Raw genomic sequence first — 26,249 nt, forward strand, 5'->3', positions numbered from 1 at the left:
GCCGTGGACTACGTATCCGTCGTCCCCCGGCCGCCTCTCGACGGACTGATCGACGACCTCTACTTCCTCGAGGGCGCACCGCCCTACCCGCGGCTCACCCTCCCGCCGATGCCCGGCTCGTTCCTCATCATCAACCTCGGGGATCCGTTCCGCATCCGCGCCGGCGAAGAGACCGCAGCATCCGATTGCGCCGACGGCTGCGTCATCAGCACGCCCACCCGCGCCATCGAGTTCGGCTACCCGCCCTCGACCCGGTCGGTCGGAGTGCACTTCACGGCTTGGGGCCTTGCGCCGTTCCTCACGGTGTCGGCCGAAGAGTTGTGCGACCGTCCGATGACCATCGAACAGGTGTGGGGCCGCGACACCGCCATCGAACTCCACAAGCGATTGGATGCTGCCGCCGAACCACCCGCCATGCTCGAGATCCTCGAGCACGAACTGACGCGACGGCGACGCGACCTCCCCGGCCTCGACCTGGTTCGCGACGCGGCGAGCGCCATCATCGACACCCAGGGCGCCGTGCCGATCGGCGACCTGGCCGCGGCATCCAGCGTCAGCAGCACCCACCTCACCCAGCGCTTCAAGGAGATCGTCGGCGTCACCCCCAAGCGCTTCGCCCGCACCCGCCGCTTCGCCGCCACCCTGTTCGCCATCGACTTCGCTGCACCGATCGATTGGGCGGATGTCGCGACTCGCGCCGGCTACTTCGATCAGGCGCATTTCGGTCACGAGTTCCGGGCGTTCACCGGCCTCACCCCCCACCCGATACGTCGAGGTGAGGCAGCGGTTTCTGCGCGAGCATCCGGATCATGCTCTGGACAACTGGTCGCTGCCCACCGATTGATTTCTTACAAGATCGGCGCCGCGCGAACTTCTAGCCTGAGGGCATCCCGCAAGCAGAGGAGCATCCCATGGGCAAAGTGGTCATGTACGCATCGGTGTCGGTCGACGGCTTCATCGCCGACGAGAACGATCAGCCGGGACCGCTCTTCGACTGGTTGGTCAGCGGCGACGTACCGCTGGATGACAGCGGAGTGCTGAAGGTGTCGCAGACGTCGTTCGACTACATCCGCCCGTACTGGGACGAGATCGGCGTGACCATCGCCGGCCGCCACGTGTTCGACATGACCGACGGCTGGGACGGCGTGCCTCCCGGCGGAGTCGACCACGTCGTCGTGGTGTCGCACCCGGCCGAAGCCCGAGGGGTGGCATCCGGATGCTCCGTACCACTTCGTCGCTGGAGTCGAGGCAGCGGTGGCAAAGGCGCGGGAGCTCGCGGGCGACCGGACCGTCGAAGTCGCGGCCGGCGATATCGGCGGTCAGGCGTTCGCCGCGGGACTGGTCGACGAGGTGCGGATGGACGTGGTGCCCGTCGTCCTCGGGTCGGGCAGGCGGTTCTTCGGGGCGGTGGACGGACAGCGGATGCTGAACGACGCGGTCGACGTCATCCAGGGCGAGCGGGTGCTGCACCTGCGGTATCTCGTGACGCGGTGATCCGTACCCAGCGGTAGAGTCGACCCCATGTCGAGTCCTGAGTCAGACAGGTCAGGGGCTGCCGGTCACACCGCCAGCCCCCGGATCCGCTGAAGCCGACGTCCGCCTCCGCGCGGGCGTCGATCCGCCGTACTCGGGCGATGGCCGTGGTGATCAAGAAGCTCCCTTTCTTGACCTCTCACCTCGGAGTACTCGATGCCTTTCTCTCTCTATCTGCTTGCCCTGGCGGTCTTCGTCATGGGCACCTCGGAATTCATGCTCGCTGGACTACTGCCCGCCATCGCGAGCGACCTCGACGTCTCGGTCGGCACGGCGGGCCTGCTGACCTCGGCGTTCGCCGTCGGCATGGTCGTCGGCGCGCCTTTGATGGCGGCATTCGCCCGCCGCTGGCCGCCACGCCTCACGCTGATCGTCTGCCTGATCGTGTTCGCCGGATGCCACATCGTCGGAGCACTCACGCCGACGTTCTCGGTGCTGCTCGTCACCCGCGTGCTCAGCGCGCTCGCGAACGCGGGCTTCCTGGCCGTCGCGCTCACCACGGCCACCGCACTTGTCCCCGCCGACCGGAAGGGACGCGCACTTGCGGTGCTGTTGTCGGGCGCGACCATCGCCACCGTCGCCGGCGTTCCTGCGGGAGCGCTGTTCGGCACCGCGCTGGGATGGCGGTCGACGTTCTGGGCGATCGCGGCCCTCTGCGTTCCGGCCGTGATCGGGGTGCTGCGCGGGATTCCGCGTGCGCCTTCGCAGGCCGGGTTGGCGGGGCTTTCGTTGAGGCGAGAACTGCGCGAGCTGGGGTCGTCGCGGCTCCTCCTCGCTATGACCCTCGGAGCGTTGGTCAACGGCGGGACGTTCGCCGCGTTCACCTTCCTGGCACCGGTCGTCACGGATATCGCAGGACTGGATGCCGGATGGGTGTCGGTCGCGCTGGTGCTGTTCGGTGTCGGTTCGTTCCTGGGGGTGACGCTTGCGGGGCGGCTGTCGGATCGGCATCCCGGGCTCGTGCTCGGCATCGGTGGACCGCTGCTTCTCGCCGGCTGGGTTCTGACGGCGCTGGTCGCCGCGGAGCCTGCCGCGCTGCTGGCGCTGATCTTCGTGCAGGGAGTGCTGTCGTTCGGCGTCGGCAGCACCCTGATCGCGCGGGTGCTCTACGCAGCATCCGGTGCACCGACGATGGGCGGGTCGTATGCGACCGCCGCGTTGAACATCGGGGCTGCGGTCGGGCCGGTGCTCGGCGGGATCTGGCTGGGAGCCGGGCTCGTCGCGCCGGTGTGGGTGGCGGCCGGGATGACGGGGGTGGCGCTGGTGGTCGCGGCGGTGTTCCGGCGCGCGGTCGTGGGATCGAGCGGGGGTCGGTAGCGCGACCCCCTACGAGGTGTGGTCGTCCTTCGACCGCACCTCGATGTGCGGGTCGCCGATGCGGGTGAAGAGCACGAGCATCCAGTCGATCCAGGTGCCGTCAGGCTGGCGCATCTCCCACCGGGCGCGCATCTGGCCGCCGCCCTCGAACGTCAGGGTCGCGCGGATCCCTTCGCCCTCGTTGCGATACCGGCCCTCGGAATCGAACCGACCGATCGCCCGCTCGACCGTGCCGTCGGCGTTGAAGGAGGTCTGATCGAACTCCGTCGAAGAACCCTCGCGTGGAGTGAAGATCTCGATGGCCTCCTTCCGACCGCCGAAGATCTCGACATCCACCCGGTGCACCATCTGGCGTTCCCCCGGGAACCACTCGTAGATGTCGTGACCCGACCACTCCTCGCCCGCCTGCTCCCCGGCGAGCAGCCGACCCGCAGATCGCCACGTCCCGACAAGCCGACTCATCTTCTCGCGCAGTTCTTCGTCGTCGCTCATCACTCCAGGGAACCCCGAGAGAGGGTTGGGCGCAAGCACCTTCGGGGCGAGCGGATGCTGCGGTAGCGGCTTATTACTCCGCTTCGCGCGTTCGGCGCCAGGCCCGCAACCAGGCGAAGCGGCCCTCGGTGAGGTTCGATCCGGCGAGGAATGCGAGCAGACCGATCAGGAGCCCGGCGCCGAAGTCGGCACTCGCCGCAGAACTCAGTTCACCATCCGACTGGAGGTTCACCAGCACAGCAAAGAGCAGCAGCACGGGGACACACGCGAGCACGGTCCCGAGCTTCGGACCGACCCAGCCGACAACGAGTCCGTACGCGAACAGCGCGATACCGATGACGAGGAAGATCATCTCGCGCACCCCTCACATCTCCGGATCGAAGCCACCGCGACCTGAAAGCTGCGGCACCTGCCGAACCCATGCAAGCACACATATGAGGACGCCCGCAGTATTCTGCGCGACGATCAGTCCGGACTCACCCCGCGCCTCTCCGGGAACCTCGGCTCTAGGCGAACGTCCGCACGCTGCTCCGCTCCCGGAACATCGTCCACAGTCGCTCAGCGACGTCAGCGGGGTCGATGGCGTCCGGCCCCGAATACGGAGAGCCCTTCACCGCACGGGTGATGACTATCTCGCCGACGTACACGTCGTCGCCGCGGAGCCTCTCAGCCAGGAGCCCGACGAGTTTGGACTTCGCGGCGCACTCCAGTGCAACGCCGTCGCCACCGAACGAGACAGCGCCGCGATCGATCTCCTCGCCGGACACCCCGAGGCCGCCGTTGACCACGAGCACCGCTGCATCCGAAGCAGACCGCAGGTCGTCGACGCTCGCCTGCACGAGTGCGGCCAACCCGCCCACCCCGATCGAGAACACCCGCTCGATCTGCTCGGGCGGGTCGGTGAGTACATCCGACACCTCGACGTGGCGGTATGCCGTGAGCGCGAGCGCCGAGATCGGTCCGAGTTCCGACCGCACGGCGGCGACGACGGCGGGCACCGAGTCGACGTCCGAGACATCGCCGACGAACGCGCGAGCCTCGACGCCCTGGGCAGCGAGGAGCTCGACTCCGGCGCCCAGTCGCTCCTCGCTCCGCCCCACGAGTGCGATAGTCCAGCCTTGCCCGCCGAAACGCGCGGCGATCGAATGGGCGTTTCCTGGGCCGTACCCGGCCAGAAGAAGAAGAGGCATGATTCGTGTTCCTGTCGAAGGATGAAGGGTGGGATTGTCGAAACAGCTAAACGGATATGGAACCTCCGTATCCGGTTAAGGTAGCATGCTCCTATGGCCCCCGACACCGTCTCTCCTATCCGTCGATCCCGAGCGGACGCCGAGCGCAATCGGCGCACCATCCTCGACGCAGCCACTCGTGTCTTCGCCGAGCATGGTCCCCGCGCCACCCTCAATGACGTCGCGCGGGAAGCATCCGTGGGCATCGGAACCGTGTACCGCAAGTACCCCGACAAGGAGGCGCTGCTCGACGCCCTATTCGACGACAAGATCGGCGCGATCCTCCAGGTCGTGCGCGCTGCGGCGGCGATCGAAGATGCCGGCGAGGCCTTCCGCACCTACCTCGGGGGCATCATCGAGCTGCACGCTGGCGACCGCAGCCTCGCGACCGTCCTCTTCGGCCCCGGACGCTACGAGCGCCTGGCAGGGGATCGGTTCACGGAGCTGGCCACGACGGCCGACGCACTCATCGACGCGGCAGTCGCCGCAGGGGAGCTGCGCGACGGCTTCACCCGGCAGGACACGACCGTGCTCGCCGTCATGGTCGCCTCCGTCGCCGGCGCCACCCGCGACGCCGACCCGTCCGCGTGGCGGCGATACAGCGAGTTCGTGGTCGACGGCACGCGCGGGAGGGCGAATCCCGCAGCGATCACCCATCCGCCGCTGCCCTTCGCCGAGACGGCACGCGCGCTGGGCGGGATGCTGTGAGCACCCTCGAGCAGGTCCACCCGCGGCTCTACACGACCCCGACCGCACCGCTGCCGTTCCTCGCCGGTGTGGTCGTGCGCTCGTTCCTCCTCGAGCGCGAGGCGGGCAACGTGCTCGTGTACAACTCCCCCGGCATCGACGCGGCACACGAGGAGATCACTCGACTGAGTGCACCCGAACGCCTGCTGATCAACCACTGGCACGAGGCCACCTATCCGGCGCCGCGCCTGGAGGTTCCGACATGGGTGCATATCGCCGACAAGGCTCGAACAGCAGGCACGCTCGCCGTTGCGGGAACCTTCGACGGCCGCGAGCGCATCGACGACGATCTGGAAATCATCCCGACCTCCGGGCACACCGCCGGCACCACGACGTTCCTCTGGGACAGCGGCCAGCACCGTTTCCTGTTCGTCGGCGACTCCCTCTGGCGTCACAGAGGACGCTGGCAGGTCGTGCTCCTCGGCGAGAGCCTGCGCGCGGAGTACCTCGCCTCCCTCCGGCTGCTCCTCAACCTCGACTTCGACGTTCTCGTGCCGTGGGGGACGGATGCCGGCGACCCGGCCACCTTCCCGATGACACGATCCGACGCTCGGCGCGAGATCGAGGAGCTCATCCGTCGCGTGGAGTCCGGTGCGGATGAGTGAGTTCGGTCGAGACGCGGTCTGAACGGCGAGGGATCTCGGCGCGCGGGCGGTTCTTCCCGTGCGTCACTCAGCTCCCGGGAACCACGATCCCCCGCAGCAGCACACCCACTGTCGCATCCACCCGCTCGTCCCCAAGCGGACGCCCGAGCAGCGCGGCGTAGCTCGCCATGGCGACGAACTGGTCCGCGATGGCGGCAGCATCCGCATCCGCCCTCACATCGCCGGCGTCGACGGCGAGCGCCATCCGCGACGACACCCACTCGCGGATCGGCGCCGCCAGCTTCTCATTCAGAGCGAGCCCGAGTTCGGGATCGGATGCCGTGATCACGATCAGCGCCCGCGCGATCGCGACTCCGTCGGCATCCGCCAGCGATGCGCTCATCGCGGAGAACCAGGAGCGCAGATCGGCGGCGAGGTCGGACGTGAAGGGCACGGCGACATCCGCGCCCGGCAGTCCTCCCTCGAGCAGCGCCTCACCGAGGATCGCGGCCTTCGACGGCCACCACCGGTAGATCGTCTGCTTCGAGACCTCGGCCTCGGCGGCGAGTCCCTCGATCGTCACTGCCTCGTATCCGCCGGTCGTCAGAGCAGCACGCATCGCGTCGAGCACAGACTGGCGAGCTTTTTCACTGCGAGGACGAGGCACCATCCGAGCGTACTCAGGCGTACACTCGATCATAAGTAGACGCACCGTTGCGAAACTCGAACAAGGAGAACGAGCATGGCCCTCACCGCACACTCCACCATCGGCGACTGGCTGGACGACCCGACCGGCGGGCCGCTCATCCGCAGCCTCTTCGAGAAGACCGGCGCCGACCCCTCGCTGCTCACCCCGGTGCTCGGCCTGCCGCTGCAGCAGCTCGTCGCGATGAGCCAGGGCGCGATGCCGCAGTCGATCGTCGACGACCTGGTGCGCGCGGCCAACGGCGGCGAGATCCCGGAGGACGCGGAGGACAGCGGGTGGACCGAGAAGCCCACCGCGGGCCGCTTCGCCGGCAAGACCGTGATCGTAACCGGCGCAGCATCCGGAATCGGCAAGGCCACGGCATCCCGCATCGCGCGCGAGGGCGGTCGCGTGATCGCCAGCGACATCGCCGCAGAGAAGCTCGACGCGCTGAAGGCTTCGTTGCCGGATGCTGACATCGTCACGGTCCCCGGCGACCTCACGAAGCAGGATGCGATCGACGCCGTCCTCGCGGCCGCGGGCGACCGCATCGACGGCCTCGCGAACGTCGCCGGCATCAACGACGACTTCTCCCCCGCGGGCGAGACGACGGATGCTGTCTGGGATCGGGTCATCGCGATCAACCTCACCGCTCCGTTCAAGCTCATGCGCGCGGTGCTGCCGGTGATGGAGGCGGCGGGCCGCGGGGCGATCCTCAACGTGTCGAGCGAGGCGGGCCTGCGCGGCAACGCCTCGGGCAACGCCTACACGGCGAGCAAGCACGGCATCATCGGCGTGACCAAGTCGGCGGCGTTCATGTACGGCCCGAAGGGCATCCGCGTGAACTCGGTCGCGCCGGGCGGCGTGGCCACCGGCATCCCGATGCCTCCGAACATGTCGGAGTACGGATCGGGCCGGCTGGCCCCGTTCCAGCAGGCGATCCCGACGGTCGCGACGGCGGAGCACTTGGCCGCGTCGATCACGTTCCTGCTGTCGGATGACGCGGTGAACATCAACGGGGCCGTGCTCGCGAGCGATGGGGGCTGGTCGGTGCAGTAGAGCGCTGGCCTAGTCTGAACCGCATGGTTCGGATCACTGAGGTTTTCACCGCCGACAACGACGCTCTCACCGCACTGAACCGACTGTTGCCTCAGCTCTCCTCAACAGCGAAATCGTTGGAGATCGGCGACCTCGAGGACATCATCGCCGCAGACACGACCCTGTTCCTGGCATATGTGGACGAGGTCGCCGTCGGCACGCTCTCGCTGATCTTCTATCGCACGCCCTCGGGGCTGCGGTCACGAATCGAGGATGTCGTCGTCGACGAATCCGCGCGCGGTCACGGCGTCGGACGGGCGCTGACTCGAGCGGCGGTCGAGTCTGCTCGCGGACGCGAAGCACGCGGGATCGATCTCACGTCGCGTCCGTCGCGCGTCGCCGCGAACGAGCTCTACAAGTCGGAAGGCTTCGAGCTGCGAGAATCGGCGACGTACCGGCTTTCGCTTTAGGCCGGGACGGATGCTGGATCAGAAACGCACCTCCCCCCGGCAGCTGAGCCGCATTTCTGACCCACGCTGACGTCGACCGGCACAGCGCAAGGGGGTGTCTGACTCGATAACGGCTTCCTAGACTCGCCGCATGCTCGCCATCGTCTCGATCGTCATCCGCGTGAACGACCTCGCCGCACAGGCAGAGTTCTGGAAGGCCGCTCTCGACTACATCGAGCGCGATCCGGCCGACGACGACTGGATCGTCCTCAAGCCGCGCTACGCCGACGCCCCCTGCATCGCGCTTGACGCGCACCACTCCGAGCGAGTGCTGCCGCCGCGCATCCATCTCGATATCTATGCCGAGGACCAGGCCGCCGAAGTCCGCCGGCTGGCCGAGCTCGGCGCCCGCCAGGTGCACTGGGACGGCCGCCCCGACGACGCCGACTACGTGATCATGGAAGACCCCGAGGGCAACCGCTTCTGCATCGTCGACCGGCCGCACTGGCCGGGCTGGCAGCGCATCCCTACCCGCTGAGCGTCACAGCGGCCCGAGCACCCTGCCCGGATCGGCATCCAGCTCCAGCGTCTCGAGCACCGACAGCAGCTGCCGTTCCTCGTATCGGGAGTGGCTCTCCATGATCGCCGCGATTGCGCCGCGGTTCATCGAAGACGCCTGCTCGCCTTGCATGAAGAGTGTGGCGAGACAAATCGACTCATCGCGCAAAAGCATCCCCGACTGTGCCGAAATATTGCTGACGAAGCCCAAGCTGACTAGCTTGAGCAGACGTTCAGCTTCGATGCCATGTGGACATCGCTCCGTTCAAGACGCCGTGGAACCTCGACTCCTGGCGGCCGAACGTGAGCTACAGCGATACTCTGGCCGCGGCATGCAACCCCTAGGAGCGACAGTGAAGAAGCGCACCCGAGCCGTGATGCTCAGCATCGGAGTCATCGGGGCCGCTGTCATCGTCCTGGCGATCGCTTTGGCAATTGTCGAGGGGTATGTTTCGGACGCGACACACCGTGTCGGCAGTCTTGCGCCATATGCCTTGATGTTCCTGGTCGGAGCGTGCATAGCCCTTCTTGGATTCGGCAGCCTCCTTTTCCGTCGCGAGTGATTACGATTCGCGGCGCTAGGTTTCCGCTGGCGCCGCGGTGCCGCTCCGCTGACGATCGCCGCCGCGCCTGCACAGAACCGCTTCTGCATCGTCGATCGGCCGCATTGGCCCGGCTGGCAGCGCATCCCCGCCCGCTGACCGTCACAGCGGCCCGAGCACCCTGCCCGGATCGGCATCCAGTTCCAGCGTCTCGAGCACCGACAGCAGCTGTCGTTCCTCGTACCGGAAGTGGCTCTCCATGATCGCCGCGATGCCCTCCAGATGCCGCGCCAACTCGTCCGTCCCGGCCGACGAATCGACGGCGAGCTGCAGCCCGCCGATCAGGTGTCCGATCATCGAATGATCCTGCTCGAGCTTGCGCAGTGTGTCCCGCAATTCCGGATGCTCCGCGGCGATCGCCGGGAACAGCTCGCGATCCTCGCCCTCGTGATGTCCGGTCAGCGCCGCGCAGAAGCCATGGCAGAACAGCAGCAGGTCACGCCCCGGCGGCTCGCCGGACGCGGCGGCTTCCTGCGCGATCAGCAGTGCGTTGCGCAGGCGCTCGTGCACACTCCGCAGTTCCCTGCTCCAGGCGACGAGCCTGATCTTCTCGCCCTCAGTCACGCGAGGGCGAAGGGGTCGACGTGTTCATCGTCGTGCTCCTTCGGATCCCACGCCTCCATGTCTGACACAGCCTGCCACCGACACGCGACGCTCCCGAGAAACTAGCACGACCCGACGACGTCAGCGAGGGAGCTCATCTTCGTCCTCGTTTTCGTCGGGGACCACGTACCACTGGAACTTCTCCCGCGCCCGGCGGTTGTTCAGATACCAGAGCAGCCATATCGACAAGGCGATGACCCCGCTGCCGCCCGCGATGAACGGCCAACCCTCATCCGAGCTCGGCGACAGGGCAGCCAGGCCGTAGATCAGGACCACGGCGCCGCCGAGGAGCGTCCACGCCGGCATCGCGATCCGAACGAAGATCAGACCGAGACGATGGAACCACATGATCAGCCCCGGATCCGACCGCGGGACGGCGCGGCAACCCGCGGGACGGATGCTTCGATCATGGGAACACGCTGACACATCGACGCCCGGTCTTGATCGCGCCCGCACGGGGAGTCATGATTGCCAGACGCGAACGCCCACGTCTGCTGCTTCTCGGATCGCGTGTCGGCATCACCGATTGCGAGTTCCTCATGAAGATCCGCACTGCCATCGCGACCTCCGTCGTCGCGAGCGTGCTCACGGTCGGGGCGCTCTCCGGATGCTCGGCATCCGACACACCGGACGCGAGCGAGACCGAAACCGTCCTCATCGACCAGGTCTCGCTTGACGTCGCCACCACCACGCCCGACGACGCCGCCTTCGATCAGGCGATGACCTACCTCGAGGCCCGGCTGAGCACGGTCGACGCCGTCTGGTGGGACGAGCAGCTGAGCGAAGCCCTGCCGAACGTGAAGTTCTCTGTGGATGGCGCATCCGCGCGACCGGCCTATGCCGCTGCCGTCGAGGGAACGGTCGTCGCCGTATCCGAGGAAGCGAGCTACCGCTCCTCGATCGACGACGACGTCTTCAGCATCGAGGAACTTCCGTTCGACTCGTCTAAGGCGCAGTGGCGGGTGATGGTTCTGACGCTGCAGGTCGCGGATGACTTCGGCACGGCCGGCGAGCTGCCCGAGCGGATCGAGTTCGGCATCTCGATCAGCCCGGACTTCGATCCCGAGGTCATCCGGCGAGGGTTCGAGGGCCGGCACATCTTCGCGATCCTCGAGGAGCGGGACGACATTTCTGCCGGCGACGTGCAGTACAGCATCGGGCGGGCGCAGACTCTCATCGGCTCGATCGACGCGGACGGAACCTTCTCGTTCCCGGCCCTCGGCGAAGCGGAGAGCCAGTACCTGGACGGGCTGACGACGCTCGACGCGGTGCGGGATGCTGCAGCCGAGGCGCCCACGATCGTCGAGCTCACGGCACTCGGGACCCGCCCGGGCGGTTAGGCGGCGGCCGGGGGCGCGCTTCGTCTCGCTCCGCTCGCTCAGCAACCGGGGTGCCGGCGAGGCGCGCTTCGTCTCGCTCCGCTCGCTCAGCGGCCGGGGCGGCAGCATCCGTCCCGATCTGCGCACGGTGTCCCGATTCGCTCAGCGTTCGCCTGAATCGGTGTGCGAATCGGGACAGGGTACGCAGATCGGGACGGGACACCCCACCCCCGACCCAATTACATATACTTATTCCTCGTCACCAGACCCCGTATTCCCGCTCGCCCCAACCAGCATCCATATATTTAAAGATATAAATAGACTTATTCCGGATTCCGTCCTACACTCGGTCTCGTCGCCCAACGCGGGGCGGCCAGAACCAGACCGAGGAGCATCGTGGCTCAGACCCATTCGGCCTTCATCCAGTCCGTCGTGGAGCGCGTGCGCGAACGCACCGACGAGGCCACCACCGAGATGTTCGCGCGCTGCTTCGAGAACACCCTCGGCACCACGCTCCGCGAGATGCCCGACGGCACGCTCTTCATGCTCACGGGCGATATCCCCGCGATGTGGCTCCGCGACTCGACCGCGCAACTCGCCCCCTACCTGCACTTCGCCGCCGAAGACCAGACGATCAGCGACATGATCGCCGCGGTCTCGCGCCGGCAGATCGAGTACGTGCTGCTCGACCCCTACGCCAACGCGTTCAACTCCGAGGCGAACGGCGCCGGCCACCAGAGCGACCGCACGGACCAGTCGCCCTGGGTGTGGGAGCGCAAGTACGAGGTCGACTCGCTCTGCTACCCGATCCAGCTCGCCCACGACCTCTGGACCCTCACCGGACGCGCCGACCACCTCGGCGACTCCTTCGCCCGCGCGGCCCGCACGATCATCGCCCTCTGGCGCACCGAGCAGAACCACGAGACCGAGTCGACCTACCGCTTCGAGCGCTTCGACTGCCCGCCCAGCGACACCCTCGTGCGCGACGGACGCGGCAGCGAGACCGCCCCCACCGGCCTCACCTGGTCGGCCTTCCGCCCCAGCGACGACGCCTGCGAGTTCGGCTACAACGTGCCGGGCAACATGTTCGCGGCCGTCGAGCTGCAGCACATCGAGACCATCGCCACCGAGGTCCTGGGCGACGACGACCTCGCGGCGAGCGCCCGCGCGCTCCGCGCCGACATCCAGCGCGGCATCGCCGACCACACGGTCGTCTCGACCCCCTCCGGCGAAGACGCCTACGCCTACGAGGTCGACGGACGCGGCGGCATCCTGCTCCTCGACGACGCCAACGTGCCGAGCCTGCTCTCGATGCCGATGTTCGGATGGTGCCGCACCGACGATCCGCTCTACCTCGCGACCCGCGCCTTCGTGCTGAGCACTGAGAACCCGACCTTCTTCGCCGGCTCGCTCGCCTCGGGAACCGACTCGAGCGGACTCGGCAGCCCGCACACCCCCACCGGCCACGTCTGGCCGATCGGCCTCTGCATCGAGGGCCTCACCACCGACGATCCCGCCGAGAAGGACCGCATCCGTCGCCTTCTTCTCGAGACGGATGCCGGCACCGGCCTCATGCACGAATCGTTCCTGGTGACCGACCCCACGACCTTCACCCGCGAATGGTTCTCCTGGGCGAACGCGATGTTCTGCGAACTCGTGCTCGACATCACCGGGTTGCGAACGCTCGAGCGGGCTCCCCTCACGGAAGCGCGACCGGCATGAGCGCCCCGACGCTCGAGCGTCCGGCATCCGACGCCTCGCAGACGGATGCCGCGAAGCCGGGCCGCGCCCGCAAGTCACGCAACCCGTCGGCTCGCCAGATGACCTGGAACGCCTGGCTGTTCCTGCTCGTGCCGGGCGTGCTGTTCGTCGTCTTCATGGCGTTGCCGATCGTGATGGCCCTGGTGATCAGCTTCACCGACTACGCGATCGTGGGCGACTTTGAGTGGCTCGGACTCGAGAACTACTTCCAGATCGCGGTCGACCCGTTCTTCTGGATCGCGCTCCGCAACACCGCGTACTACACAATCCTCTACGTGCCGGCGGGGCTACTCGTCGCCCTCGGCACCGCCCTGCTGCTGAACCGGCGGCACCGCGCGGTGCGCCTGTTCCGCACCTTCTTCTACATCCCCGTCGTCGCCTCGACCGTCGCCACCGCCACGATCTGGTTCTGGATGCTGAACCCGCAGAACGGCCTCCTCAACGTGGTGCTCGGCTGGTTCGGCATCGACGGACCCGCCTGGCTGTACGAGTCGCAGTGGGCGATGATCGCCATCGTCATGATGAGCGTCTGGGCCGGCTTCGGCGCCAACATGATCATCTTCCTCGCCGGACTCCAGGGCGTGCCGAACGACCTCTACGAAGCGTCTCGCCTCGACGGCGCGAACGCGTGGCAGCAGTTCCGCTACGTGACCCTGCCGTCGCTGACCCGCACGACGTTCCTCGTCTCGACGCTGCTCATCATCGGAGCGTTCCAGGTGTTCGACCAGGCCTACGTGCTGACCAAGGGCGGCCCCGGCAACTCGACCGTCACGATGGTCTACTACATCTACAACAAGGGCTTCGGCGCGCTCGAGATGGGCTACGCGTCGGCGCTGTCGTTCGTCCTGTTCCTCATCATCCTCGTGTTCAGCCTGCTGAATGCGCGCCTCACGAACAGGAGGAACAGCTGATGACGAACACCCTCAACGGCGGCCGTGCCGTGGAGACCGCGCTCGCGGCATCCGCTCCTCTCGCTCCCCTCCCGACGCAGCGCAAGAAGACGACGAAGCAGAAGATCGCGACCGCCGGCTGGTACATCGGCGTCGTGCTGATCAGCATCGTCACGATCGCGCCGCTGGTCTGGACGATCTCGACCTCGCTGAAGCCGGCGACCGAGATCCTCTCCGGCGCGCTCAACCTGATCCCGGCGAACCCGACCATCGAGAACTACCTGCAGGTGTTCGAGGAGGTGCCGTTCGGGCGCTACTTCGTGAACTCGCTCGTGCTCGGCATCGGCGGCGCCGCGACCAACATCTTCTTCGGCGCCCTCGGCGGGTACGCGCTGGCGAAGCTGCGGTTCAAGGGGCGCGCCGCGGTGTTCGCGGTGTTCCTGTCGTCGCTCATGATCCCGGGCATCATCACGATGATCCCGTCGTTCCTGATCCTGCGCTCGATCCCCTTCGCCGGCGGCAACGACGTCTTCGGCCAGGGCGGGCTCGGCCTCATCAACACCTACTGGGCCGTGATCATCCCCGGGGCCGCGGGAGCCTTCGCCGTCTTCTTCATGAAGCAGTTCTTCGAGACGCTGCCCGACGAGCTCGGCGAGGCCGCCCGCATCGACGGCGCGAGCGAGTTCCGCATCTTCGCGATCATCTACTTCCCGCTCGCGAAGGCCGGACTCGCGGTGCTCGGCATCATCAGCTTCCAGGCCGGATGGAACAACTTCCTCTGGCCGCTGATCGTGCTCAACAGCCAGGACATGATGACCGTCCAGGTCGGACTCGCCTCGTTCGTCAACAACTACGAGACCGCGTACGGCCCCCTCATGGCCGGCACCGTCGTCGCCAGCCTGCCTGTGCTGCTCGTGTTCCTCTTCGCGCAGCGCTACATCATCGAGGGCGTCGCGCACGTCGGCTCGAAATGACCTTTCTCGCTTTACCCACCCCCTCACCAAGGAGAGTTCGATGAAGAAACACCTGCGAGTACTGAGCGTCGTCGCCACCGCGACGCTCGCCGTCACCGTGGCCGGCTGCGCCTCGGGCGGCTCCGGCGACGGCGGATCCGGCGACGGACCCGAGCCCGTCGTCATGTGGGGATCCTGGTCGGGCGACCAGGTCGACCAGCTCGAAGAGCAGGCCGCGCGGTTCAACGAATCCCAGGACGACTACGAAGTCTCGTACGTCCCCCAGGAGCTCGTCGAGGAGAAGCTGCTCACCGCCCTCGCCGGCGGCCAGGTTCCCGACGTCGTGCTCTGGGACAGGTACCAGACCTCGCTCTACGCCCCCAAGGGCGCGCTCGCCCCGATCGACGATTTCGTGAAGGAGGATGCCGTCGACACGAGCATCTTCTACGAGCCGGCGCTCGGCGAGATGGAGGTCGACGACAAGCTCTACGGCCTGCCGTTGCTCGTCGACAACCGGTCCTTGCTCTACAACAAGACACTGCTGGCGGATGCCGGCGTCGAGGCGCCGACGAACTGGGATGAGCTGAAGAGCGCCGCCGAGAAGCTCGCGGTGTCGGACGGCGGCAAGCTCGCCCAGGCCGGCCTCGACCTCAGCGACCCGGGCCTGTTCAACATGTACCTCGCCCAGGCCGGCGGACAGCTGCTCAACGACGACCAGACCAAGACCGCGTTCAACAGCCCCGAGGGTCTCGAAGTGCTGCAGTTCTGGCAGAGCCTGCTCGACGCCGACGTGTACGAGCAGGGCTTCGGCGACACCGGTGACTCCTTCGCCGAGAGCAAGACGGCCATGAAGCTCGACGGGCCGTGGGCGCTGTCGACGCTCGACAAGGTCGACGGGCTCGACTACGGCGTCGTGCAGCCTCCGACCGGGCCGAACGGTGACCAGGGTGCCTACATGGGCGGCTTCGGGCTCGTCATCCCCGAGGGCGCGAAGAACGCCGAGGGTGCCTGGGAGTTCATGAAGTGGTGGACGACCGAGGCCGAGAACGGCGTGGCCTTCGGTGAGATCGCGGGCTGGATTCCCGCGAACATCGAAGCGGCCAACGACCCGTACTTCACCGAGGACGAGCACTACGCGGCGTTCATCGAGGCGATGAACTACGCCCAGACACGGCCGAACGTGCAGGGCTTCTCCGACGTCGAGGGCAAGGCGCTCGTCCCGGCTCTCGAGCGCTTCCTGTCCGGGGAGATCTCGGCGAAGCAGGCGCTGAAGGATGCTCAGGAGCAGGGCGACCAGATCCTCGAGCAGAACCGCTGAGGCGCAGCATCCTCCTGCTTTCGAATCGCGCAACTGGGGTCTATTCCGGCCCGGAAACACCCAGTTGCGCGATTCGAAACCCGATTTGCCCCCAGACACAGGAAAGCGAATCATGACCAGCACCACCGCAGAGACGTGGTCGGCCCGCGCCGACACCGCGCAGCAGAGCCTCGACCACTTCTTCCGCGTCGGCGGCAGCCAGTACCTCGCGAACAGCCACCCGCACGACCGTGGCAACACCGAGGTGTTCAACTACTGGTGGCTCGCGCACGTGATCGACGCCCGCACCGACGCGTGGGAGCGCACCGGCGACCCGGCCTGGCGCTCGCTCGCGGTCGTGGCTCGCGACAACATCGTCGAGCGCAACGACGGACAGCTCTTCAACGACTACTTCGACGACATGCTCTGGTTCGCGTTGGCACTCGAGCGGGTGCATGCGGCGACCGGTGAGCGTTCTTTCCTTGACGAGGCCATCGCGATCTGGGACCACGTGATCGCCGAGGGCTGGAACGAGACCCTCGGGTGGAGCCTCGCCTGGCGCAAGCAGCAGCTCGCGTACAAGAACACTCCGGCGAACGGTCCGCTCGTGATCCTCGGGGTGCGGCTGAGTCGGCGGGACTCGACCCGCGACTACCTCGGTGTCGCGCGGGCGGCCTTCGACTGGCTCACGGCGAACCTCGTCGGACCGGACGGCTTCGTCGAAGACGGCATCAACCGCGAGGGCGACGGGGCGGTCGACACGCAGTGGCGGTTCACGTACAACCAGGGGCTGTATGTCGGGGCGGCGGTCGAGCTGTTCCTTGCTACGGGGGATCGCTCCTTCCTGGAGCGCGCGGTGCAGACGGCGGTCACCGCGGTGCGGTCGTTGAGCAACGGCGTCGTGTTCCCCGACGAGGGCGACGGCGGCGACGAAGGCCTCTTCAAGGGTGTGTACTACCGGTATCTGGGCGAGTTGCTCGGCGTGCTCGCGGCGGATTCGTTCGCGGCCGAGCGCGCCGAGCTCGAAGCCTTCTTGCGGGCCGGCACGGATGCCCTGTGGGAGAACGGACTCGTCGACGGGCGGCTGCGGCCGGGGAACGACTGGTCGAAGGGTCCGGTGGAGTGGATCCCCTACTCGACCATGGTCAGCGCGATCTTCGCGGTCGAGCAGCGGGCGCGGTTGGAAGCCCGGGAGGCCGATGTTGCAGCCGATGCGGCGGTGGGGGAGCGCGTCGCGGGCTGAGATTCGGTGCAGGCGATCCGCCCGTGGGCTTCGGCCCGCGGGCGGATCTGTGTGTTTCGGGGCGCGGGCTGCCGCGGGCGGCGTGCACAACTCCTCCAGAACGCCCGGGTTCGCCTCCGAATTGGGGCCTTCGGGCTGGTTCGGGAAGATTCTGGAGGAGTTGTGCACGGCCGGACGCCGGCCCCCGGGCCCGGGACGCGGTGCGCGCGTCGGTCGAGGCTGCCGCGGGCGGCGTGCACAACTCAGCCAGAACGGCCGGGTTCGCCTCCGAATCGGGGGGGTTCGGGCCGGTTTCGGCAGATTCTTGCTGAGTTGTGCACGGTCGGACGCCGAGACCCGAGCCCGCACCGACACCGGCACCTGCCGCCGAAGCCGCGCCGGCTACGCCCGCGGCGCCACCGACGAGGCCCCGACCACGAGCTCGACCGGCAGCACGACCTTCTCGACGGCATGCGCCGCGGCGATCTGCCGCCGCACCGACTCGATCGCCTTCTCGCCCAGGTCGTGCTGCGCCTGACGGATGTGGGTATACCGGAACATCCGCGAGTCGAAGAACGCGTCCGGGTGGTCGAAGCACACGATCGAGACGTCGGCAGGCACCTCGAGCCCGAGCCGGTCGCACGCCTCGCGCAGCATGAGTGCGATGTTGTACTCCGCGACGACGTAGCCGGTGATGTCGGGATGCTGCTCCACGAACTCGACGAGCCGCTCGATGTCCTGCTCGGCGGTGTCGGAGCTTCCGGGAACGGTCGAGCCGATCGTCCGCAGCTCGGCCCGGTTCTCGAGCGGCAGGTGGTTCATGGCGTGCGCGTGGATGTACCCGCCGCGCCGGTCGTCGCTCGACGACACGTGACTGGTCGAGCTGACGAAACCGATCGTCTGGTGTCCGAGTTCGAGCAGGTGCTCGGTGGCCGCGCGGCCGCCGGCCGCGTTGTCGGAGCACACGGCCGAGACCGGGATGCCGTCGAAGATGCGGTCGAGGATCACGACGGGGAACTTCTTCGCGACCAGCTCCAGCGCCGCCGGCGGAATGTACTCCGACGAGCTCGGGAGCAGGATGAGGCCGTCGACCCCGGCGTCGACGAGGGCGCGGATGCAGGCGTCCTCCTCGTCCAGGTCGCCGCCGGAGCGCTTGAGCACGACGTGCGCGTCGGCCCCGGCCGCCGCGAGGACACCCTCGATGATCTTGTTGCCGAAGCTGTCGTCGAAGCTCGTGATCACGCAGCCGATGAGCGTAGCGTCGCGCGCGGGCTCGGCGGTCACGCGCACGGTGGCCGCGGTCGGCGTCGCACTCGTGACGACCGTGCCGATGCGCGGCCGGCGCATGATCATGCCGTCGCTGCGCAGCAGTTCGAGCGCCCGCTTCACCGTGATCGGGCTGACCTCGAACTGCTTCGACAGCTCGGCCTCCGACGGCAGCTTCTCGCCGACGCCGTAGGTCCCCTGCGAGATCGACTCGCGCAGCGCTTCATAGACTCGCTTGTAGAGCACGTCGATCCGATCGCAGTAACCAATAGATATATTTAATCTACAGGCGCGAGGTCACCGCGGCAACGCACGAACCGCAACGGATTCAGCGGGGAAGACGGACCTCCACGCCGGCCGTCTCGAACGGCGCCAGCTCGACGCTGATCGCTCCCGACTCCACTCCGAGCTCGCCGACCGGATCGCCCAGCAGTGTGGTGCGCCGCGCAGCATCCGCTCCCTCGACCCGGATACGCAGGGTCACGGGCTCGTCCGCGAACGACTGCAGCCGCAGGCGCGACCAGCCGTCCTCCTCGCCCGCCCCGACGCCGATCAGCGCGACCCGCTCATCATCCAGCCCCAGGAACGACGCCTCGGCCGCCGTCTCCCCTCGGCCCGCGGCCGGGATCGCCAGGAGCGGCCGCGCCACCGCGGATGCCGTCTGCACGGCGAGCGCCGGAACACTCTGACCCGCGTTCGCCCGCACACCAACGGCGTAGCCGAACGTCGCCGTGAACCCCTGCTCGATCGGGAAGTTGGTGTCCCAGACGTTGTTGTGGAACCACGAGTACACGGTGGCCGGCTCGTGCGGCGACGTGCTGGCAGGGAACGGCGAGTACGGCAGCGCGATCGATCCGGTCTGCACCAGCGGCGCATCCTTGGTCGCCCAGGCGACAGCATCCGCACCGTCGGCGACGCTCACCCAGTTGCGGATCGCCCGCATGTGCTGCGGAGCCCCGGGGACGTGTGAGATGCCGTCGCCGGTGACCCCGCCCGAGACCTCGAACCGCACGGTCGGGTCGGCGGCGGCGAACGGGAACGCGAAGTATCCGCTCTCCTTCACCCGCGTGACCGGCTTCGCCACCCGGTTCTCGATCAGCAGCGTCGGGTCGCCGTGGCGCAGCCGCAGGGTGACCTGCACCGAGTCGACACCGTCGGCCACGTACTCGTAGACGAGTCGCTGCTCGACCGCGTCATCGACCCGCTCGACCACGATCGACGGCCGGGCCTCGGTGCGCGACGCCAGCAGCTCCAGCCGCGGCGAGACCGACAGCTTGTTCGCCAGGTGGTTCACCCCGGCGCCCGAGCTCCCGTACGTGTCGTAGATGTAGCCGTTGAAGCCGGCGGCGGATTCGGTGTTCACCCAGTCCCGTCCGGTCGCCTTCTCGACGAGCGAGCGGATGACCGACCGGCGGTCGTCGACCTCGACCCGCAGGTGCTCGTTCTCGAGCACCAGGAGGTCTTCGCGCGCGCCCGACTGCAGCGAGTGCGCGACCGTGGTCTGCGGGGTGTCGTCCGCGGCGACCAGGTCGAACCGGATCCAGCCGACCTCCGGAGCATCGGAGACCGGGAAGGTGATCCAGCGGCCCGACTCGCGGTGCAGCGAATTGCCCTGGGCCTCGATCGTGTGCGGCACGACGGCATCCGTGCGCGCATCCCGCACCACGAAGTGCGCGTCGAGCGGCACGTGGGATTCCTTCACCAGCACCCGGGCCACCGACGACCGTGCGTGACCGGCGACGTTGACGACGACGTAGCTGGCGAGGGCGGATGCCGCGGGCGCGACGGCCTGAGCGAGATGATGCAGCGCGTGCTCGGTCGCATCGACCGTGCGCTGGTGCGCGGCGATCGCGTGGCCGACCTTCCACTGCCACTGCCGCTCACCGGAGTCATAGCCCTCGTCGCCGTGCGTCCAGGAGTTGCTCGCGCCCCAGGTGTGCTCGTTGAACATCGAGATCGCGTCATACGCGGCGCGCGCGTCGGTCCCCTCGGACGCGACGGACTCGCCGCCGCTCCAGCGCGACAGCTGCGAGATCGACCGGGCGACGGGGGCGGCGACCTGCGCCTCGCGGGCGAGAGCGAGCGGCACGGCGCCGGATCCGACGCCCTCCACCCACCAGTCGCCCCAGTCGCCCTCGAACGTGACGAGCTCGTCGCCGTACTTGGCCTCGGCCTCGGCGAAGAAGTCCTCGTTGCGCGACACCCGCAGCTTCGGGAAGTCCCAGGTCTCGTTCCATCGCCGCACCTGCTCGGAGAGGAGCAGTCGGGCCGGACCGTTGTCACCCATGAAGCCCTGCGTGCGCACGTGCAGCACGTCCCACGGGTAGGGCTCGCGGCCCGGGTCCTCCTCGCCGTGGGCGCCGAACACCCCGGGAGGGAACGGGTAGCCCTTCGTGGCCAGCGCCGTCAGATACGCGGGGAACAGCGTCTCGAGCGTCTCGAACGACTCGGTGAACCCGACCATCGGACCCTCGATGTACGCGAGACCGTGCGGGCTGTCGGTCATCCACACGAGCACCGACTTGCCCGCCGGCGACTGCCAGCGGAACAGCCGCGGGTTGTCGAGACCGCCGTTGCGGTGCGGCTCGGACCGGCCTGCCCAGTTGTGCGCCACCGCCAGGTACCGCACCCCGAGGTCGGACAGCGCGTCGGGCAGACCGGCGACCTGTCCGGGCACGTCGGTCTGCATGGCACTGGCGAACGAGATGCCGTGCTCATCGCGGATGCGGCGTGCCGAGGCCAGCAGTTCGTGCAGCTCGTCGGTCGAGCAGGTGTCGGTGTGGAGATTGTAGGGCATCGCGCTCAGGCCGATCGAACCCTCCTTCACGAGGCGGACGAGTTCGTCGATCTCGCCCTTGGTGCGGTTGCCCTCCCAGTCCGAGAAGGCCCAGAGCGCCTCCGCGTTCCAGCGGAAGCGGGACGCCTCCGGCCAGTCCTGCGTCTGGTGGATGAGGTCGACGGCCGAGTCCAGGTACGAGCGCTGGTTCGCGATGACCGCGGCCTGCGGGTCGGTGTAGCCGAAGTCGAAGTGCGAATGGTGCACGACGTGCACGCTCCAGGGGCGGACGACGTCGAGTTCGGCGGCCACCGACTCGTCGCCGAGCTCGGCGATGCGGACCTCGACGGTCGTCGGCGCCTCGAACGCGGGCACCAGCACCCGCACGGAACCGGCCGGCGCATCCGCCCGGCCGACGTTCACCTGGGCGCCGTCGGCATCGACGAGCGCGACGGCGAGCGCCGCGGCATCCGCTTCTCGAGGGCCCTCGACGACGATGCGTACGCTGCGCGCGTTGCGTCCATCGACCTGCTTCTGCAGCGGTTCCGGGATCACCCGCACGGTGTGCTCGCCGATACGGCCGACGGCGGCCGTCGCGCGTTCGATGAGCCCGGCGCGCGCCTCTTCGGCGGTCCAGGGGCTGGCGGAGATGAGGGACGGTTTCATCGGTGATCACTCCTGAGTGAATCGGGGGCTGAGTCGGGGGATGAGTCGAGGGATGAGTCGGGGGAATGGAGCCAGTGCGCCGCGCCGAGGATCGGGGCGTCGTCGAGCAGGGTGGAGGGAAGGATCTCGAGGGATGCCGGTGCGCGGCCGCCCGGCATACCTTCGGCGATGCCGCGGGTGAGGCCGGTGACGAGCACCGGCCAGGAGCGCGCCATCGATCCGCCGATGGTGAGGCGGGTGGCGCGGAACGAGTGCAGCCAGGGCGCGAGAGTGGCGCCGAGTGCGGCCATCGCGCGATCGAGCACCTCGGCGGCGACGGGGTCTCCCCCGGCGGCATCCGCTGCGATCTCCTTCACGGAGGCCGTTCGGCCGGTGCGCCGCGCGAACTCCGCGACGATGGCGCGCGTCGAGACCGTGTCCTCCAGCGGCCGGCCGTCGAACTCGAGCAGATACGCCCAGCCGTTCGAGGGCACCTCCGCGCCGTCGTCGACGACGCGTCCGCGATCGAGGAAGCTCGATCCGACACCGGTGCCGAGGGTGATGCACACGTGACGATCGGCGCGGGTGGACGACCCGAACGCCCACTCGCCGACCCCGTAGGCGGCGGCGTCATTGACGAATCGGATGCTGTCGCCATCGACCCCCAGCCGCGATGCGAGCCCCTCCCGGATCGACACCCCGCGCAGCGCCTCGAACTTGCCGACCGCGTCGAAGCGTCCGACGCCGGCCGCGTAGTCGAACGGTCCCGGCATCGCGACGACCCACCCGACGTGTGCCGCCCCGTCGTCGGCGCCGGGCAGCGACCCGAGCCGCACGGCCGGCGCGGCGATCGCGTCGAGCAGTGCGTCCGCCGACGCGGCGGGGTCGAGGGGCACCGCGTCGGCATCGCGCACGGCGCCGCCACCCTCGGCATCCAGTACGACGGATGCCGCCGTGGCGTGGCTGCCGCCCACGTCGAGGACCCGCACCGCGGCTCGTTCCGCCGCGTCAGCGGTCGTCACGCGCTTTTCGATCACAGAGAGCACCTTCGCATGTCCGTCGGGCGGCGGCAGTCAGTACTGTCCCAGAGCGAGCCCGCGCTGGAAGTACTTCTGGGTCGGCCCGAACAGCAGAGCCGTCGGGATCGAGACGAGCAGCGCAGCGGTGAGCAGCACCGTGAAGGCAGATCCGCCGCCCTGCACCGACTGCAGCGCCTGCAGCAGCGGCATCACGGGCCGGGTCTCGGAGCTCTGCGTGAGGATGAGCGCGAGCAGGAAGTCGTTCCACACCCACGTCGCCTGCAGGATGAACACCACGACCAGGGCGCTGCGCGACATCGGCAGGTAGATCTGCGTGAAGATGCGCCACGGCTTCGCGCCGTCGACGACCGCGGCCTCGAAGACCGACTCGGCGATCCCGGCGAAGAAGTTGCGCATCACGAACGCCGAGAACGGCAGGCACACGACCGAGTAGATGAGGATCATGCCGACCGCCGTGTCGAACAGGCCGACCTGCGAGTAGGCGGCGAACAGCGGGATCACCATCAGCTGCAGCGGGAAAACCGTGCCGCAGAAGATCACGAAGAACCAGAAGAACCCGTGCTTCAGCTTGAGCGCGATGACCGCGTAGCCGACGGCGGCACCGAGGATCACGGCGATGACCGGCGCGACGATCGCGTAGATGAGAGTGATGAAGAGACCGGACGGCACGTCGGTGGTCGTGAAGACGTCGACGATGTTCTGCACGAGGGCCGGGAAGTTGCCCGGTTCCCAGAGGCGCGAGCCCGAGTACTCGGATGTGAGCTTGCTCGAGTTGGCGAGCAGCAGGTAGATGGGGAGCAGCCAGAGGATGCCCATCAGGCCGAGGATGCCGTAGCGGAGGATCTTGGAGATCATGCGCGGCGCGCTCCCTTCGTCTTGGGTGCGGCATCCATCTTCGGCGCGGCCTCGCCGAGCGACAGCTGGCGGCGCAGGTAGATCACGGATGCGGCGACGGTGATCACGGTGAGGAAGATCGCGACGGCCGACCCCATCCCGTACTCGTTGTTCAGGAACGTCTCGCGGTACATCGTCACGCCGAGCGTCTCGGACACGCGGTTCGGGCCGCCCTGGGTCATCGACTGCACGATGTCGAACGTCTTCAGGCTGTTCACGATCGACAGCCCGACGACGATCGTCGTGGTCGGACGCAGCAGCGGCCACACCATCGACGTGAACAGGCGGAACCCGCCGGCGCCGTCGACCTTCGCGGCCTCCAGCGGCTCCTTGGGGATCGACTGCAGCCCGACCGTGAACAGGAGGGCGTTGACGCCGACTCCCTGCCAGGAGGCGGCGAGGATCATCACGATCGTGTTCAGCGGAGCATCCTGCAGCCAGCGCAGCTCGGAGCCGGGCAGATTCAGGAAGGCGAGCGCCTGCGACAGCGCCCCACCGTTCTGCAGCACGAACGAGAAGATCACACCGACCGCGACGCCGGAGAGGGCGTACGGAATGAGGAAGGGCACGCGCAGCCAGGCCGCGCCCGGCAGTCCGTAGGCGAGGTACGCGACGAGCAGACCGAGGCCGACCGGCACGAGGAGCGTGCCGAGCACCCACGCCAGGGTGTTCACGATCGACAGCGCGATCGCGGGATCCTGGAACATCTCGGCGTAGTTGGCCAGCCCGATCCACTCCGGGTCACCGAGTCCGTCGTACTCCGTGAAGCTGAGGTAGACGGTGTACAGCACCGGGATGTGCAGCGCGAGCACGACCACCGCGACGCCCGGGCCCATGAAGGCCCAGGCGTCGCGCTGACGCGCGGAGCGGACCGGAGTCCGGCTCAATGCTCGCTCCAGTACTCATCGGCGACCTTCTGGATGCCCTCGAGGTACGGCATCGGGTCGCCCGGGTTCGTCATGAATCCGGTGAACTCATCGAGCGACGCGGTGAGGATCGGCGCGGGAGCCGCCTCGTAGTACCGCAGGTAGAAGACGTACTTCGGGTCGGTGTACTCCTCGCCGATCTTCTGGAACTCCTCGGTCGCGGCGGTCGCCTTCGGGTTGAAGGGCAGGTTGCCCTGCTGCTCCGACCAGGCGGTCTGCGCGGTCGAGCCCATCCACCACTCCGAGTACTTCAGGCCGAGGTCGCGCTGCGCCGACTTCTCCGGCACGCAGACGGGGGCGGTCTCGGTCGCGACCGGGATGTCCTCCTGGTCGGGGTTCACGTTCGGGATCGGGAACACGCCCCAGTCCTTCCCGCTCTCGAGGCCCACGGTGTCGAGGGTGCTCGAGTACCAGGTGCCGAACGGGATCATCGCGACTTCCTGATCCTTGATCTGGGTCTCGGCGGGGGTCTTGGAGCCGGGATCGGTGAAGTAGCCCTTCTCCTTCATGTCGAGCCAGGTGTTCATGACCTCGACGATCTCGGGGTCGGTGAACTTCGCCTTGCCGGAGACGAGGTCGTTGTAGAGCTCGACGTCCGTGCCCGCGGTCAGGATCTGGAACCAGACGAAAGCCCAGGGGTTGCCGCCGGAGTTCCAGAACGGTGCGATCCCCGCGTCGACGAGCTTGTCGGAGACGGTCATCATCTCGTCCCACGTGGTCGGCACGTCGAGGCCCAGATCGGCGAAGGTGCGCTTGTCGTAATACATCACCCAGTCGTCGACGCTGATGGGGGTGCAGTACTGGGCGCCGTCGATCGTGTAGAGATCCTTGACCGACTCGCTGACGTCGCCGTCGGCGACCGCCTTCTCCCAGATGTCGGTCGTCTCGGCGACGAGGCCCTCGGCCACCAGCTCTTCGAGCGAAGCGCCGGTGTGCCAGGTGAAGAGCCCCGGCGCCTTGTTCGAGCGGAAGGACTGCTTGATGAAGGCCTGGAACGCGTTCTGGTCGGCGTAGAACTTCGGGTCCAGCGCGACCTCGAGGTCGTCTTCCGAGACGGCGGAGAACTTCTTGAAGTCCCAGCTCTTGTCGGTGACGAAGTTCAGGTCGGTGTCCGAGGCGGGCGACGAGCCGGCACAGCCCGCGGCGGATGCCACGATCGCCAGGGCCGCCGCTGCGGCGGCTGCTTTACGTGAGAACTTCACGCGGAACTCCTTTGTTCGGAATGACGAGGGGGGAGATCCGATCGGTGTTCGATCGGTCTTGGTATCGTTATCAGAATCGGACTGTAACACGATGCCGAACCGCAGGGCAAGACTCGCGGTCGGCACGACACGCCGTCCGCGGCCCCCTGGGGCGGATACCATGACGGCATGTCCGACCGTCTCATCCACCGAGGTGCCGCTGCTCCGACGGTCCAGGATGT

At 67.9% G+C, this 26,249-nt stretch carries 27 protein-coding genes and 2 pseudogenes; 16 read left to right on the forward strand and 13 right to left on the reverse strand.

Annotated features, from left to right (window positions below; genetic code table 11):
- The first annotated feature begins 3 nt into the window (after positions 1-3).
- The 3 genes and pseudogenes from QFZ21_RS11365 to QFZ21_RS11375 all read left to right on the forward strand — a co-directional run bounded on the left by QFZ21_RS11365 (position 4) and on the right by QFZ21_RS11375 (position 2,850).
- On the forward strand, positions 4-1,041 hold the full coding sequence (locus QFZ21_RS11365; RefSeq protein ID WP_307377923.1) for an AraC family transcriptional regulator: 1,038 nt from the start codon (positions 4-6) through the stop codon (positions 1,039-1,041).
- A pseudogene (locus QFZ21_RS11370) lies at positions 927-1,494 on the forward strand (dihydrofolate reductase family protein). The gene QFZ21_RS11365 and the pseudogene QFZ21_RS11370 overlap by 115 nt, the downstream one beginning before the upstream one ends.
- Positions 1,495-1,689: 195 nt before the next feature.
- Complete coding sequence (locus QFZ21_RS11375; RefSeq protein ID WP_307377925.1) at positions 1,690-2,850, forward strand: Cmx/CmrA family chloramphenicol efflux MFS transporter; 1,161 nt, start codon at positions 1,690-1,692, stop codon at positions 2,848-2,850.
- Positions 2,851-2,859: 9 nt separating this feature from the next.
- Here the strand turns inward: QFZ21_RS11375 and QFZ21_RS11380 are convergent, their stop codons facing one another.
- The 3 genes from QFZ21_RS11380 to QFZ21_RS11390 form a co-directional block, all read right to left on the reverse strand.
- Positions 2,860-3,342: a hypothetical protein gene (locus tag QFZ21_RS11380; protein ID WP_307377926.1), complete on the reverse strand. Its 483-nt coding sequence runs from the start codon at positions 3,340-3,342 to the stop codon at positions 2,860-2,862.
- Positions 3,343-3,415: 73 nt separating this feature from the next.
- A complete protein-coding gene (locus QFZ21_RS11385; RefSeq protein WP_307377928.1) occupies positions 3,416-3,703 on the reverse strand; it encodes a hypothetical protein in 288 nt (95 codons plus the stop codon).
- A 145-nt stretch (positions 3,704-3,848) separates the two neighbouring features.
- Complete coding sequence (locus QFZ21_RS11390) at positions 3,849-4,532, reverse strand: SDR family oxidoreductase (RefSeq protein WP_307377930.1); 684 nt, start codon at positions 4,530-4,532, stop codon at positions 3,849-3,851.
- A gap of 93 nt (positions 4,533-4,625) precedes the next feature.
- Between QFZ21_RS11390 and QFZ21_RS11395 the strand changes: the two genes are divergently transcribed.
- The gene (locus tag QFZ21_RS11395) at positions 4,626-5,279 is read left to right on the forward strand and encodes a TetR/AcrR family transcriptional regulator (RefSeq protein WP_307377932.1); all 654 of its coding nucleotides are present in this window, start codon (positions 4,626-4,628) and stop codon (positions 5,277-5,279) included.
- Positions 5,276-5,923, forward strand: coding sequence for a hypothetical protein (locus QFZ21_RS11400; protein WP_307377933.1), 648 nt, complete (start codon positions 5,276-5,278; stop codon positions 5,921-5,923). The genes QFZ21_RS11395 and QFZ21_RS11400 overlap by 4 nt, the downstream gene beginning before the upstream one ends.
- A gap of 67 nt (positions 5,924-5,990) precedes the next feature.
- On the opposite strand, the gene QFZ21_RS11405 is transcribed toward QFZ21_RS11400, so the two are convergent.
- Positions 5,991-6,521, reverse strand: a complete 531-nt coding sequence (locus QFZ21_RS11405) for a TetR/AcrR family transcriptional regulator (RefSeq protein WP_307377935.1) — start codon at positions 6,519-6,521, stop codon at positions 5,991-5,993.
- Between the two features lie 123 nt (positions 6,522-6,644).
- Between QFZ21_RS11405 and QFZ21_RS11410 the strand changes: the two genes are divergently transcribed.
- From QFZ21_RS11410 to QFZ21_RS11420, 3 genes are all read left to right on the forward strand, one after another.
- Complete coding sequence (locus QFZ21_RS11410) at positions 6,645-7,646, forward strand: SDR family NAD(P)-dependent oxidoreductase (protein WP_307377937.1); 1,002 nt, start codon at positions 6,645-6,647, stop codon at positions 7,644-7,646.
- Positions 7,647-7,669: 23 nt separating this feature from the next.
- Positions 7,670-8,095 (forward strand): N-acetyltransferase, encoded by a 426-nt coding sequence (locus QFZ21_RS11415; RefSeq protein ID WP_307377938.1) that lies wholly within the window; start codon positions 7,670-7,672, stop codon positions 8,093-8,095.
- A 130-nt stretch (positions 8,096-8,225) separates the two neighbouring features.
- The gene (locus QFZ21_RS11420; protein WP_307377940.1) at positions 8,226-8,612 is read left to right on the forward strand and encodes a VOC family protein; all 387 of its coding nucleotides are present in this window, start codon (positions 8,226-8,228) and stop codon (positions 8,610-8,612) included.
- 3 nt (positions 8,613-8,615) lie between these two features.
- Here QFZ21_RS11420 and QFZ21_RS11425 read toward each other — a convergent pair whose 3' ends face one another.
- Positions 8,616-8,741 (reverse strand): hypothetical protein, encoded by a 126-nt coding sequence (locus QFZ21_RS11425; RefSeq protein ID WP_307377942.1) that lies wholly within the window; start codon positions 8,739-8,741, stop codon positions 8,616-8,618.
- 137 nt (positions 8,742-8,878) lie between these two features.
- On the opposite strand from QFZ21_RS11425, the pseudogene QFZ21_RS21075 reads away from it, so the two are divergent.
- A pseudogene (locus tag QFZ21_RS21075) lies at positions 8,879-8,977 on the forward strand (DUF2599 domain-containing protein); the annotation flags it as partial.
- A gap of 8 nt (positions 8,978-8,985) precedes the next feature.
- Positions 8,986-9,195, forward strand: a complete 210-nt coding sequence (locus tag QFZ21_RS11430) for a hypothetical protein (RefSeq protein WP_307377943.1) — start codon at positions 8,986-8,988, stop codon at positions 9,193-9,195.
- 141 nt (positions 9,196-9,336) lie between these two features.
- Here QFZ21_RS11430 and QFZ21_RS11435 read toward each other — a convergent pair whose 3' ends face one another.
- Both QFZ21_RS11435 and QFZ21_RS11440 read right to left on the reverse strand, forming a co-directional pair.
- Positions 9,337-9,798 carry a hemerythrin domain-containing protein gene (locus tag QFZ21_RS11435; protein WP_307377944.1) on the reverse strand — a complete coding sequence of 154 codons (462 nt, stop codon included), beginning with the start codon at positions 9,796-9,798 and terminating at the stop codon, positions 9,337-9,339.
- A 120-nt stretch (positions 9,799-9,918) separates the two neighbouring features.
- Entirely contained in the window at positions 9,919-10,185 is a 267-nt protein-coding gene (locus QFZ21_RS11440) for a hypothetical protein (RefSeq protein WP_307377945.1), read from the reverse strand.
- 191 nt (positions 10,186-10,376) lie between these two features.
- Between QFZ21_RS11440 and QFZ21_RS11445 the strand changes: the two genes are divergently transcribed.
- The 6 genes from QFZ21_RS11445 (at position 10,377) to QFZ21_RS11470 (ending at position 17,300) form a co-directional block, all read left to right on the forward strand.
- Entirely contained in the window at positions 10,377-11,177 is an 801-nt protein-coding gene (locus QFZ21_RS11445) for a hypothetical protein (RefSeq protein WP_307377947.1), read from the forward strand.
- Positions 11,178-11,552: 375 nt separating this feature from the next.
- A complete protein-coding gene (locus QFZ21_RS11450) occupies positions 11,553-12,878 on the forward strand; it encodes a glycoside hydrolase family 125 protein (RefSeq protein WP_307377948.1) in 1,326 nt (441 codons plus the stop codon).
- Positions 12,875-13,828, forward strand: coding sequence for a carbohydrate ABC transporter permease (locus QFZ21_RS11455; protein WP_307377949.1), 954 nt, complete (start codon positions 12,875-12,877; stop codon positions 13,826-13,828). The genes QFZ21_RS11450 and QFZ21_RS11455 overlap by 4 nt, the downstream gene beginning before the upstream one ends.
- Complete coding sequence (locus QFZ21_RS11460; protein WP_307377951.1) at positions 13,828-14,781, forward strand: carbohydrate ABC transporter permease; 954 nt, start codon at positions 13,828-13,830, stop codon at positions 14,779-14,781. Before QFZ21_RS11455 ends, QFZ21_RS11460 begins: the two co-directional genes overlap by 1 nt.
- Before the next feature lie 40 nt (positions 14,782-14,821).
- On the forward strand, positions 14,822-16,078 hold the full coding sequence (locus tag QFZ21_RS11465; protein WP_307377952.1) for an ABC transporter substrate-binding protein: 1,257 nt from the start codon (positions 14,822-14,824) through the stop codon (positions 16,076-16,078).
- A 112-nt stretch (positions 16,079-16,190) separates the two neighbouring features.
- Positions 16,191-17,300 carry a glycoside hydrolase family 76 protein gene (locus QFZ21_RS11470; protein WP_307377954.1) on the forward strand — a complete coding sequence of 370 codons (1,110 nt, stop codon included), beginning with the start codon at positions 16,191-16,193 and terminating at the stop codon, positions 17,298-17,300.
- 381 nt (positions 17,301-17,681) lie between these two features.
- Here QFZ21_RS11470 and QFZ21_RS11475 read toward each other — a convergent pair whose 3' ends face one another.
- From QFZ21_RS11475 to QFZ21_RS11500, 6 genes are all read right to left on the reverse strand, one after another.
- Entirely contained in the window at positions 17,682-18,791 is a 1,110-nt protein-coding gene (locus QFZ21_RS11475; protein WP_307377955.1) for a GntR family transcriptional regulator, read from the reverse strand.
- Positions 18,792-18,873: 82 nt separating this feature from the next.
- The gene (locus QFZ21_RS11480) at positions 18,874-21,987 is read right to left on the reverse strand and encodes a glycoside hydrolase family 38 C-terminal domain-containing protein (RefSeq protein WP_307377956.1); all 3,114 of its coding nucleotides are present in this window, start codon (positions 21,985-21,987) and stop codon (positions 18,874-18,876) included.
- On the reverse strand, positions 21,984-23,003 hold the full coding sequence (locus tag QFZ21_RS11485; RefSeq protein ID WP_307377957.1) for an ROK family protein: 1,020 nt from the start codon (positions 23,001-23,003) through the stop codon (positions 21,984-21,986). The genes QFZ21_RS11480 and QFZ21_RS11485 overlap by 4 nt, the downstream gene beginning before the upstream one ends.
- Before the next feature lie 36 nt (positions 23,004-23,039).
- Positions 23,040-23,861, reverse strand: coding sequence for a carbohydrate ABC transporter permease (locus tag QFZ21_RS11490; protein WP_307377958.1), 822 nt, complete (start codon positions 23,859-23,861; stop codon positions 23,040-23,042).
- Positions 23,858-24,787, reverse strand: a complete 930-nt coding sequence (locus tag QFZ21_RS11495; protein WP_307377960.1) for a carbohydrate ABC transporter permease — start codon at positions 24,785-24,787, stop codon at positions 23,858-23,860. The genes QFZ21_RS11490 and QFZ21_RS11495 overlap by 4 nt, the downstream gene beginning before the upstream one ends.
- Positions 24,784-26,190, reverse strand: a complete 1,407-nt coding sequence (locus QFZ21_RS11500; RefSeq protein WP_373426015.1) for an ABC transporter substrate-binding protein — start codon at positions 26,188-26,190, stop codon at positions 24,784-24,786. Before QFZ21_RS11500 ends, QFZ21_RS11495 begins: the two co-directional genes overlap by 4 nt.
- Positions 26,191-26,249 lie beyond the last annotated feature (59 nt).

This window comes from Microbacterium sp. W4I20 (assembly GCF_030816505.1).
In the GTDB taxonomy this organism is placed as follows: Bacteria; Actinomycetota; Actinomycetes; order Actinomycetales; family Microbacteriaceae; genus Microbacterium.

What these genes read in the sequence shown, in the direction of transcription:
- QFZ21_RS11375 (WP_307377925.1), top strand. Translation starts at nt 1,690, where the DNA reads ATGCCTTTCTCTCTCTATCTGCTTGCCCTGGCGGTCTTCGTCATGGGC.
- QFZ21_RS11380 (WP_307377926.1), bottom strand. Translation starts at nt 3,342, where the DNA reads ATGAGCGACGACGAAGAACTGCGCGAGAAGATGAGTCGGCTTGTCGGG.
- QFZ21_RS11390 (WP_307377930.1), bottom strand. Translation starts at nt 4,532, where the DNA reads ATGCCTCTTCTTCTTCTGGCCGGGTACGGCCCAGGAAACGCCCATTCG.
- QFZ21_RS11395 (WP_307377932.1), top strand. Translation starts at nt 4,626, where the DNA reads ATGGCCCCCGACACCGTCTCTCCTATCCGTCGATCCCGAGCGGACGCC.
- QFZ21_RS11405 (WP_307377935.1), bottom strand. Translation starts at nt 6,521, where the DNA reads ATGCGTGCTGCTCTGACGACCGGCGGATACGAGGCAGTGACGATCGAG.
- QFZ21_RS11410 (WP_307377937.1), top strand. Translation starts at nt 6,645, where the DNA reads ATGGCCCTCACCGCACACTCCACCATCGGCGACTGGCTGGACGACCCG.
- QFZ21_RS11415 (WP_307377938.1), top strand. Translation starts at nt 7,670, where the DNA reads ATGGTTCGGATCACTGAGGTTTTCACCGCCGACAACGACGCTCTCACC.
- QFZ21_RS11420 (WP_307377940.1), top strand. Translation starts at nt 8,226, where the DNA reads ATGCTCGCCATCGTCTCGATCGTCATCCGCGTGAACGACCTCGCCGCA.
- QFZ21_RS11425 (WP_307377942.1), bottom strand. Translation starts at nt 8,741, where the DNA reads ATGAACCGCGGCGCAATCGCGGCGATCATGGAGAGCCACTCCCGATAC.
- QFZ21_RS11440 (WP_307377945.1), bottom strand. Translation starts at nt 10,185, where the DNA reads ATGTGGTTCCATCGTCTCGGTCTGATCTTCGTTCGGATCGCGATGCCG.
- QFZ21_RS11445 (WP_307377947.1), top strand. Translation starts at nt 10,377, where the DNA reads ATGAAGATCCGCACTGCCATCGCGACCTCCGTCGTCGCGAGCGTGCTC.
- QFZ21_RS11455 (WP_307377949.1), top strand. Translation starts at nt 12,875, where the DNA reads ATGAGCGCCCCGACGCTCGAGCGTCCGGCATCCGACGCCTCGCAGACG.
- QFZ21_RS11460 (WP_307377951.1), top strand. Translation starts at nt 13,828, where the DNA reads ATGACGAACACCCTCAACGGCGGCCGTGCCGTGGAGACCGCGCTCGCG.
- QFZ21_RS11465 (WP_307377952.1), top strand. Translation starts at nt 14,822, where the DNA reads ATGAAGAAACACCTGCGAGTACTGAGCGTCGTCGCCACCGCGACGCTC.
- QFZ21_RS11470 (WP_307377954.1), top strand. Translation starts at nt 16,191, where the DNA reads ATGACCAGCACCACCGCAGAGACGTGGTCGGCCCGCGCCGACACCGCG.
- QFZ21_RS11480 (WP_307377956.1), bottom strand. Translation starts at nt 21,987, where the DNA reads ATGAAACCGTCCCTCATCTCCGCCAGCCCCTGGACCGCCGAAGAGGCG.
- QFZ21_RS11490 (WP_307377958.1), bottom strand. Translation starts at nt 23,861, where the DNA reads ATGATCTCCAAGATCCTCCGCTACGGCATCCTCGGCCTGATGGGCATC.
- QFZ21_RS11500 (WP_373426015.1), bottom strand. Translation starts at nt 26,190, where the DNA reads ATGGTATCCGCCCCAGGGGGCCGCGGACGGCGTGTCGTGCCGACCGCG.